8 protein-coding genes and 1 pseudogene are annotated in these 8,921 nt (G+C 72.4%); 2 read left to right on the plus strand and 7 right to left on the minus strand.

Going from position 1 to position 8,921, the window contains the following annotated elements; all coding sequences use genetic code 11:
- Positions 1 to 263: 263 nt before the first annotated feature.
- Positions 264 to 1,055 carry a hypothetical protein gene (locus tag EBH09_RS22585; RefSeq protein WP_121748772.1) on the minus strand — a complete coding sequence of 264 codons (792 nt, stop codon included), beginning with the start codon at positions 1,053 to 1,055 and terminating at the stop codon, positions 264 to 266.
- 323 nt (positions 1,056 to 1,378) lie between these two features.
- On the opposite strand from EBH09_RS22585, the gene purN reads away from it, so the two are divergent.
- Both purN and purH read left to right on the plus strand, forming a co-directional pair.
- Positions 1,379 to 2,017, plus strand: a complete 639-nt coding sequence (gene purN / locus EBH09_RS22590; RefSeq protein ID WP_121749496.1) for a phosphoribosylglycinamide formyltransferase — start codon at positions 1,379 to 1,381, stop codon at positions 2,015 to 2,017.
- Positions 2,014 to 3,585 carry a bifunctional phosphoribosylaminoimidazolecarboxamide formyltransferase/IMP cyclohydrolase gene (purH, locus tag EBH09_RS22595; RefSeq protein ID WP_121748773.1) on the plus strand — a complete coding sequence of 524 codons (1,572 nt, stop codon included), beginning with the start codon at positions 2,014 to 2,016 and terminating at the stop codon, positions 3,583 to 3,585. The genes purN and purH overlap by 4 nt, the downstream gene beginning before the upstream one ends.
- 75 nt (positions 3,586 to 3,660) lie before the next feature.
- Here purH and EBH09_RS22600 read toward each other — a convergent pair whose 3' ends face one another.
- The 6 genes and pseudogenes from EBH09_RS22600 to EBH09_RS39175 form a co-directional block, all read right to left on the minus strand.
- Positions 3,661 to 4,581, minus strand: coding sequence for a hypothetical protein (locus EBH09_RS22600; protein ID WP_121748774.1), 921 nt, complete (start codon positions 4,579 to 4,581; stop codon positions 3,661 to 3,663).
- A gap of 4 nt (positions 4,582 to 4,585) precedes the next feature.
- A complete protein-coding gene (locus tag EBH09_RS22605; RefSeq protein WP_121748775.1) occupies positions 4,586 to 4,963 on the minus strand; it encodes a peptidase inhibitor family I36 protein in 378 nt (125 codons plus the stop codon).
- A gap of 281 nt (positions 4,964 to 5,244) precedes the next feature.
- A complete protein-coding gene (locus EBH09_RS22610) occupies positions 5,245 to 6,633 on the minus strand; it encodes a protein kinase (RefSeq protein ID WP_121748776.1) in 1,389 nt (462 codons plus the stop codon).
- Entirely contained in the window at positions 6,630 to 7,373 is a 744-nt protein-coding gene (locus tag EBH09_RS22615) for an FHA domain-containing protein (RefSeq protein WP_121748777.1), read from the minus strand. Before EBH09_RS22615 ends, EBH09_RS22610 begins: the two co-directional genes overlap by 4 nt.
- Positions 7,374 to 7,603: 230 nt before the next feature.
- Positions 7,604 to 8,074 (minus strand): hypothetical protein, encoded by a 471-nt coding sequence (locus tag EBH09_RS22620; RefSeq protein WP_121748778.1) that lies wholly within the window; start codon positions 8,072 to 8,074, stop codon positions 7,604 to 7,606.
- A 97-nt stretch (positions 8,075 to 8,171) separates the two neighbouring features.
- A pseudogene (locus tag EBH09_RS39175) lies at positions 8,172 to 8,921 on the minus strand (protein kinase); the annotation flags it as partial.

The raw sequence follows: 8,921 nt of genomic DNA on the forward strand, positions 1-8,921 counted from the left end.
ACTCCCCTGAGCAGGGGCCGTCGCGGGTGCCTTGAGCGGTGCCGGCGTGGTGTCGCCGCAGTGGCTTTCTCGCCCCCGCCGCCCCCCGCCGCCCCTGCCTTTCCCACCACCCCTGGGGGCTGCGCCCCCGGACCCGGCTTCGGCCTGGACGGCCTCGTCCTCGAACGCCGGACGGGCTGAAGAGCCTCAAGCGCCGGACGGGCTGAAAGGCCTCGAGCGCCGGACGGGCTGACATCGCCGCGCCCGGCGTCAGGAAGGTGGCGTCAGTCCTCCGTGCCCAGCAGGTCCCGGAGCTGCTCCGGGAGGTGGGTCTCGCAGTTCTGCTTCGCCGCGTTGGTCAGTGCGTCGTTCCGGCAGGTGTAGTAGTCGCTGTAGACCAGCTGTGCGCCGAAGGACGCGGCGACCAGGACGATGGCCAAGGAGGACGTGACCAGGCCGCTGATCGCGGCGGTCCGCTGCGGGCGGCCGGTCTGGTCGGCGGGCGGGGCCGGCGTGTCCGGGTCGGAGGCGGCGCGGGGCTTGGCGCGCAGCGCGCTGATGCCCCAGTACAGGGACAGGGCGCCGAGCAGCAGGGCCACGTACGGCCAGGTGAAGAGCGCGAAGAAGAGGGCCCACATGCCGCACAGCAGGGCATAGCGGGCGCGCCGCTGGGCGGGGTCCGTCGGGTCCCAGCGCGGACCCGTGCCACCGCCCGACCCCTCGGGGCCGGAACCGGAACCGGAACCGCCGGGCCGCTCGCCGAAGCCGCCGGAGGAGCGGCCGGGCTGCCGGTCGCTCCACTGACGGCCCCACGGAGAACGTCCGCCCTCCCCCCGGGAATCGCCGCCGTCGCCCGACGGGTGCCGCGGCTGCCAGGGGCGGTCCGGCGTGCCCTCCGGGGGCGGTGCGAACGGATTGTCCTTCTCGGTGGCGTCGTCCTGCTCACCGCCGTCCGCCCGGTCCGAGGGGGTGTCGGGCGGTGAAGAGGGGCGCTCCCGCAGCAACACGGTGCTGCGCTCCCCTGGCTGCGCCGACTGCTGGGGGAGCGTGAGCAGTCGCAGGCTGCGGTCCGGCATCAAGTGAGCGTCTTCCCCTTGGCGACAGTGAACGGGCGATCTGGTGGAACGGGCGTACCGGTCGGCACGACTGGTGAACGCGTGACGCGCAGGCGGCGTTCCCGGGCCGGCTCCACGCAGACGCTACCTCCCGGCCCCGCCCCCGTCCCGAGGGGGCCGTCCGGTGTGCCGGTATCGTTGCTGACGGTCGGCCGCTTCGTAGACTTCCCCGTATCCCGGGGCGTGAAGCATTCGTATGACTGCACAAACCGATGAACGTGCTCAACCGTCGGCCGTACGAAACCGACCGCACAGACCAGCTCCCCCCGAGAAAGGCCCCCACCGTGGCCGCCAAGCCCGTGGCCCAGCGAGCCAAGCGCCTCGTCGTGCTGGTCTCCGGATCCGGCACCAATCTTCAGGCGCTCCTCGACGAGATCGCCGCCACCGGCGTCGAGGCCTACGGAGCCGAGATCGTCGCCGTCGGCGCCGACCGCGAGGGCATCGAGGGGCTGGCCCGCGCCGAGCGCGCCAGGCTGCCGACGTTCGTTCGGAAGGTCAAGGACTACGGGACCCGCGACGCGTGGGACACGGCGCTCGCCGAGGCCGTCGCCGCCCACGAGCCGGACCTCGTCGTCTCGGCCGGGTTCATGAAGATCGTGGGCAAGGAGTTCCTGGCCCGCTTCGGGGGGCGGTTCGTCAACACCCACCCCGCCCTCCTCCCCAGTTTCCCGGGGGCGCACGGCGTGCGGGACGCGCTCGCGTACGGCGCCAGGGTCACCGGTTGCACCGTCCACTTCGTCGACGACGGCGTCGACACCGGGCCGATCATCGCGCAGGGCGTGGTGGAGATCCGGGACGAGGACGACGAGAGCGCTCTGCACGAGCGCATCAAGGAAGTCGAGCGAAGGCTGCTCGTCGATGTCGTGGGGCGGCTCGCCCGCAACGGCTATCGCATTGAGGGACGAAAGGTAGTTATCCAGTGACCGCCACCGCCGAGAGCAACAAGCGGGCCATCCGTCGCGCGCTCGTGAGCGTCTACGACAAGACCGGGCTGGAGGAGCTCGCGCGAGGGCTCCACGAGGCGGGCGTCGAACTCGTCTCCACCGGATCAACGGCCGGCCGCATCTCCGCCGCCGGTGTCCCCGTCACCAAGGTCGAGGAGCTGACCGGCTTCCCCGAGTGCCTGGACGGCCGCGTCAAGACCCTGCACCCCAAGGTGCACGCCGGCATCCTCGCCGACCTGCGCCTGGACAGCCACCGGCAGCAGCTCGGCGAGCTGGGCGTGGAGCCGTTCGACCTGGTCGTGGTCAACCTCTACCCGTTCCGCGAGACCGTCGCCTCGGGCGCCACCCCCGACGAGTGCGTCGAGCAGATCGACATCGGCGGCCCCTCGATGGTCCGCGCCGCCGCCAAGAACCACCCCTCGGTCGCGGTCGTCACCAGCCCCGCCCGTTACGCCGACGTGCTCTCCGCGGTGAAGGACGGCGGCTTCGACCTCGCCGCCCGCAAGCGCCTGGCCGCCGAGGCCTTCCAGCACACGGCCGCGTACGACGTCGCCGTCGCGTCCTGGTTCGCCGCCGAGTACGCCCCGGTCGACGACTCGTCGTTCCCCGACTTCCTCGGTGCCACGTACGAGCGCGCGCACACCCTGCGCTACGGGGAGAACCCGCACCAGCCCGCCGCCCTCTACACCTCCCCCGAAGGTGGCGGCCTCGCCGAGGCCGAGCAGCTGCACGGCAAGGAGATGTCGTACAACAACTACACGGACACGGACGCCGCCCGCCGTGCCGCGTACGACCACGCCGAGCCCTGCGTCGCGATCATCAAGCACGCCAACCCGTGCGGCATCGCGGTCGGCGCGGACGTCGCCGAGGCGCACCGCAAGGCGCACGCCTGCGACCCGCTGTCCGCGTTCGGCGGCGTGATCGCGGTCAACCGCCCGGTCTCCAAGGAGATGGCCGAGCAGGTCGCCGAGATCTTCACCGAGGTCATCGTCGCGCCGGACTACGAGGACGGCGCCCTCGAAGCCCTCGCCAAGAAGAAGAACATCCGCGTGCTGCGCGCCCCCGAGGCCCCCGCGGCCCCGGTCGAGGTCAAGCCCATCGACGGCGGCGCCCTCCTCCAGGTCACCGACCGCCTCCAGGCCGACGGCGACGACCCCGCCACCTGGACCCTTGCCACCGGCGAGGCCCTCTCCCCGTCCGACCTGGCCGGCCTGGCCTTCGCCTGGAAGGCGTGCCGGGCCGTCAAGTCCAACGCGATCCTCCTCGCCAAGGACGGCGCCTCCGTCGGCGTCGGCATGGGCCAGGTCAACCGCGTCGACTCCGCGAAGCTGGCGGTGGAGCGCGCGGGCGCCGAGCGGGCGCAGGGGGCGTACGCCGCCTCCGACGCCTTCTTCCCCTTCCCGGACGGCCTGGAGATCCTCACCGCGGCCGGCGTGAAGGCCGTGGTCCAGCCCGGCGGTTCGGTCCGCGACGAGCTGGTCGTCGAGGCGGCGAAGAAGGCCGGCGTGACTATGTACTTCACGGGGACGCGGCACTTCTTCCACTGATCCGACAGCCGGTAGCGGCAGTGAGGGCGTCCCGGTGCACCGGCACCGGGACGCCCTCCGTCGTCTCCCTGCCCGTCACGCCGTCGAAGCCGCTTGCGCTCCCGCCCGCCGCAACGCGTTGTCCCGTGCCGCACGGAACTCCTCCAGCAGGGAGGTGCGCGTGGTCGGCAACGCCTTCTCCACCTGCTTCTGGGCCCGGGAGACCTGTTCGGCGAGACCGGCCTCCACCTGGCACGCGGCGTCCCGGACGGCGATCCTCAGCTCCTCCCGCCCCGTGGCTCGCAGGGCGGCCGGGTCGGAGCCGGCGGAGTCGAGCCGTTTCCTCAACGCCTTGAGCGGGTCCTCGCGGTTCTCGTACCGGAAGCCCTCGTCCCGCATGCACGCGGCCCACTTCCGCTCCGCCGACTTCACGAGGGAGTGGTCGAGCGTGTCTCCCACGATCGTGTTGCGGAGGTCCTGCAGGGTGTAGTGGTTCCGCTCCCAGGAAGCGCCGTACAGCGCCCGGCGCGCATCGAACACGCAGGAGTCGGTGGGCACCGACACGGTCGGCCCGCTCGGCAGCTCGATCTTCTCGCGCGGCCCGTCCGCAGCCCCTTTGAGTGCCCTCTCCCACGCGCGGCGGTCACGCTCGGCCAGCGCCGACACCCGTTGGGCGTTCGGGTCGGCCGGGGGCTTCCTCAGCCTCTCCACGGTCAGGCCGTAGCCGTCCTGGGCCGCGCTGCTCCGCGTCAGCAGGCCGTAGGGGCTCTCGGCCGCCCCGCGCTGGACATCGCCGACGGGTATCGCGTCGTAGTCGAGCCCGCGGCTCGCCATGCACTTCCGCACTTCCCGCTCCTCGGCACGGTGCAGTGCGGCGGACTCCGCCGCGGTGTAGTGCAGCACGCCGCCGAGAGGGCGGGGATTCGGTTGCTTCTCCGCCGCGGCCTCGCCGCCGGGCGACTCGGAGCACCCGGCGGCGAGGAAGGCTGCGGCGGTCAGCCACAGCAGTCTGCGCATGGCGTCAGCACACCCACTTGTTGGAGGCGACGTCGTCGGCGTACGTGCCGTTGTAGACCCCGTCGAGGTCACCGATCGCCCAGCCACGGCCGAGGATGAAGTTGTTGCCGCCGAAGTTCGTCTCGTCGAAGATGTGGGCGTCGCAGCTGTTGCCGTTGTTGTAGAGCGACTCGGCGTTGTTGAACTTGTTGTACTGGAGCAGGTCCGAGTTGGTGCCGAACACCTGGCCGGGGGTGCCTCCGCCGTTGTCGGACAGGTAGGCACACAGAGCTCCGGAGTCGCAGTCGCTCCACGCCGCGCTCGCCGGTGTGGCGGTGGCGGCGACGCCCAGTCCCGCGAGTGCCGCGGCACCGAGCACGGCCGCGATCTTCTTCCTGATCATGCGATGTCCTCCCCTTGTGTATTACTGGTTGCGCAGGCATCACTCTGGTCGTGGAAGCCGGTCCGCGGAACCTCGAACCTTGCAGGGTCGGCCTCTGCGGCGGTCGCCGAGCCGAGACTCAGGTGAGGATGTGGCCGCGGCTGTCCTCCCACCGGTGGGAGGAGCGGTTGATCGCACGCTGCATGACGGCACAGGCCGCCGGCCCCGTGTGGCGCCGTCGGTCTCGGGGCGGCGCTTCACACGACGGCGGCCGCAGCCCGCCGGAGGTCCGGCTCCTCGTGTCAGCAGCGTGCGATCCATTTGTGGGACAGCGGGGCGTACGTACCCGCCAGGTTCCCCTGGTTGCGCTGGGAGGTGCAGCCGGTGCGGTTCCGGGAGTTCTCCCGGGTGACGTCCTCGCCGACCGGGGTGAAGTCGCGGCCCCGGAAGTACGCCACGGCGCCGAGTCCTGTCGAGTCGTCACTGCTGTTGTTGAAGATGGATTTCACCGGCCCGTCCCGGGTCCACATGCAGGTGTCCGACCCCGACAGCCAGTCCGCGTCGTTCCTGTCCCAACTGCACATGTCACCTCCGCCGTTGGGCTCGCTGAAGAAGCAGACGGAGGCGACCGGGCAGCGGTGGTACCCGTACGTCGGCTCGTCGTCCTCCCGCGCCGCGTACATCGTCGAAGCCGTGGCCGCCGCCAACGCCACCGCGGCCAGGGCGCCGACCCGGGCGGCGCGCCGCAGACGGTACGGCCGAAGCCTCGGCAGGCGGGCGGCGGGGGACGTTCCCGCGACCCGCTCCACACGGCGCAGGAGTGAGGCCGTGCCGGCGGTGCGGCCGGTCCGCTCCTCGTGCGTACGGGCCAGGCAGTCGGAGATGATCTCGCGCCAGCCGTCCGGGAGGCCGGGGGACAGCCGCAGTTCCTCGCGGCCGCGGGCGTAGCGCGTCGCCGCGTCGGAGCGGGCCTCCGAGGTGCCGCCGGGCAGCGGGAACTCGCCGGTCAGGACCACGTGGGCGAGGACGCCGAAGGCCCAGACGTCGGCGGAGGGGCGGATCCGCGCTCCGCGCTCGTCGACCTCGGGCCACAGGAGTTCGGGCGGGGTGTAGTCCGGGGTGGCGAAGGCGGGGGCGTAGGCGTGGGTGCCTTCCATCTCCGCGGCCAGGTTGAAGTCGGCGAGCCGGGCCGAACCGTCCGCCATCAGCAGGACATTGGCCGGTTTCAGGTCCCCGTGCACCCAGCCGGCGTGGTGCAGCTGGTGCAGGCCCTCGCAGATCTGGGCCAGCAGGGCGGGTCCGGCATCCGGGGACGGCGTCCGGGCCAGTACGGCGTCCAGGGACCCCTCGGCCCGCTCCAGCACCAGGACGGTGGCACCGTCCAGCTCGGGATGGTCCGGGTCGTCGACCGCCAGGGTGTCGTACATCCGGATCAGCCGGGGGGAGCGGAGCCGCCGCAGTAACTGCACCTCGCGTTCGGCGAGGTCGCGCAGGTGGTGCAGCTGGCGCGGGGTGCGGGTGCCGGTGGCCAGGAACTTCAGCGCCGCCCGGCGCGGCAGCTCGCCATCGTCGACGGCGCGGGTCGCGTCGTAGACCGTGGCGAACGCGCCGGACGCGAGCGGCTCGCGTACCTCCCACGGCCCGATCCGGTATCCCTTCGGCACCGGGACCGCGTACGGCCGCCCGCTCACCGTGCCGCTCCGCTCGAAGCCGGGGCGAGGACGACCAGGTCGTCCTCGCGGACCAGGTCGAAGCGGAGGGCGAGCGACGCCAGGGACTCCTTCTTGCCGTGCGTGCGTCTGCCCGGCTCGGCCGTGTCCGGGCCGGGCCTCAGCCGCAGCTTGACGGCGAGGTAGTCGATGTTCCAGTAGACGGCGGAGCGGCTGACCTTGGGCCAGCTCGGGCGCAGCCGTTCCACTATCTCCTCGACGGCGGGCAGCGGGGCGCGGGGCTCTCCGCGCAGGCGCCGCTCGCACAGGGCGGCCAGGACCGCGAAGTACCGTTTGGTGCGGTCCAGGGCGAACGCCGGGACGGTGCCGGCCCCCTCCAGACCCCGTCGCTCGACGCTGCGGAAGGCGTGCCGCGGTGCCCAGACGTCGAAGCTGAGCAGGTCACCCGCGGCGGGCAGGGTCACGCGCGCCAGCTCGAACGGTACGGGCGCCTCCACGCGGCCCGGAGCGACCTTGATGTGCTCGCCGGCGCCCTCCGGGTTCTCCACCACATAGGTCTGGTCCTCGCTGAGATTGCTCAGCAGCCAGAACGTCCGGTGCGCCGCGATCTCCCCGGCGACCCGGGGCACCCCCGCGTGTGCGATGGCGAGTCCTCCGCCGCTCGGCTCGGTCCTGCCGAACTCGATGCTCTCGCCCGCGCTGATCCTCAACTGGTCGGCCACACTGCCGCACGACGGCGGCACGACGATGACGCTGTACATGGAGTCGTCCCCCTCCCCCGATTGCTCGGGGTCAACATTCCCCAGTCCAACAACTGGCAGCGTACGGGAGGCGAGTGAGGGCAACCTAAGCATTCGGACGCGTCGGCGGGTCGGTGGGCTCCGGCTCCGGACGCAGAGGGCGTGGATGGCGCGGAAGAGCCCCCGGCCCCCTCCGCGGAGGGAACCGGGGGCCTCCCGGTCAGGCACGCTCACGCGCGCGGATCAGCGGATCAGCAGGGGCGCAGCGACCAGATCGGGTCCCAGGTGGCCGTGCCCGCCTGGTAGGCCGTCGAGGTCCAGCGGACGCTGCCGTCCTTGTTGAAGAACTTGGCGACCGTGCCGCGCGTCTGGTTGTTGGTGAAGGGGCCGTCGCCGGTCCAGTTGGTGAGGTTCCACGTCTGGCACTTGTAGAAGTCGAACTTGGTGCCTTTGACGACCATGCACAGGTGGCCGTAGTCGCAGGCGAGGTCCTGGGCGCCCTTGGTCCTGGGCGCCTCGGTGACGGTCAGTCCCTCGTACCGGACCGCGTCGGCGGACACGCGCAGTGGCGCCGGCTTGTCGGCCAGTACCTCGTCGGCGGCCTGCTGGAGCGCGGTCACCCGGGTGTCGGCCGGGTCGGCGGCGGCCGTGGCCGCGACCGTGGAGCCGGCGACCAGGGCCGATGCCGCGACGAGCAGCGCGGCGGGCTTGATGATGTCCACTGTTGTTCCCCCATGAACGTCGGTGTCGTACCGCCGGAGCGGTGTGCTCACACCGTGCCCGGGACGGTCGCCGCGCGGTACCTCGCAACTCTCAGGGTCACTTCCTTCCCGGCGGCGTGTACTCCTTGAGGTGGTGAGCGACGCGGGCGGCGTAGTCGCGGTACTTCGGGGGAACCCCGCCCGCGTCGTTCACCTTGTCGTACGACGTCCGGTAGGCCACGGCGATCAGCACCCGGCGGTCGCCCGGGAGGCCGGCGTCCAGGCGCGGGGTGATCCAGCACAGGTAGCGGCCCATCGCCGGGATGGACTCGGCGGGCGGGAAGGGGGGCTCGGGGACCTCCTCGCCGGGGGTTCCGTCCTCGTTCATCCACCAGCGCAGGACGCTCGGGGTCCAGCGGGCGATCCCGTACTCGTTCCTCGCGGGGTCGGCGAGGGCCGGGTCGAAGTCGCTCTCCACCTTCAGCATGGCCGCGATCAGGGGCGGGCTCACCTCCTCGCGGTCGCAGTCGTGCGCCGTCTCGACGATCAGCAGGCGGTAGGCGGCCGGTACGTCCCGGTCGGTGCGCAGTTCACCGGCGCCGTAGGAGGCGGCGGAGACGGTCACGGTGCCGCCGGGGCCCCGGCCGCCGGGTGCCGAACCGGGGCCGTCGTCGCCGGCGCGCGTGCTGACGCCGTAGCCGAGCGCGGCGACGGCCACGGTGGCGGCCGCCGCGGCGAGGGCCGTGCGCCGGGGGCCCGGGCGGCGCGGCAGGACGGACCGGCCGCCGGTACCTTCCGCGACGGCCGCCACCCGCCGCAACAGGGCGTCCGTGCGGATGCGTTCGGCGTGCGTACGGGTCAGGCACGC

It is taken from the genome of Streptomyces sp. E2N166, from assembly GCF_003671715.1.
Classification (GTDB): Bacteria; Actinomycetota; Actinomycetes; order Streptomycetales; family Streptomycetaceae; genus Streptomyces; species Streptomyces thinghirensis.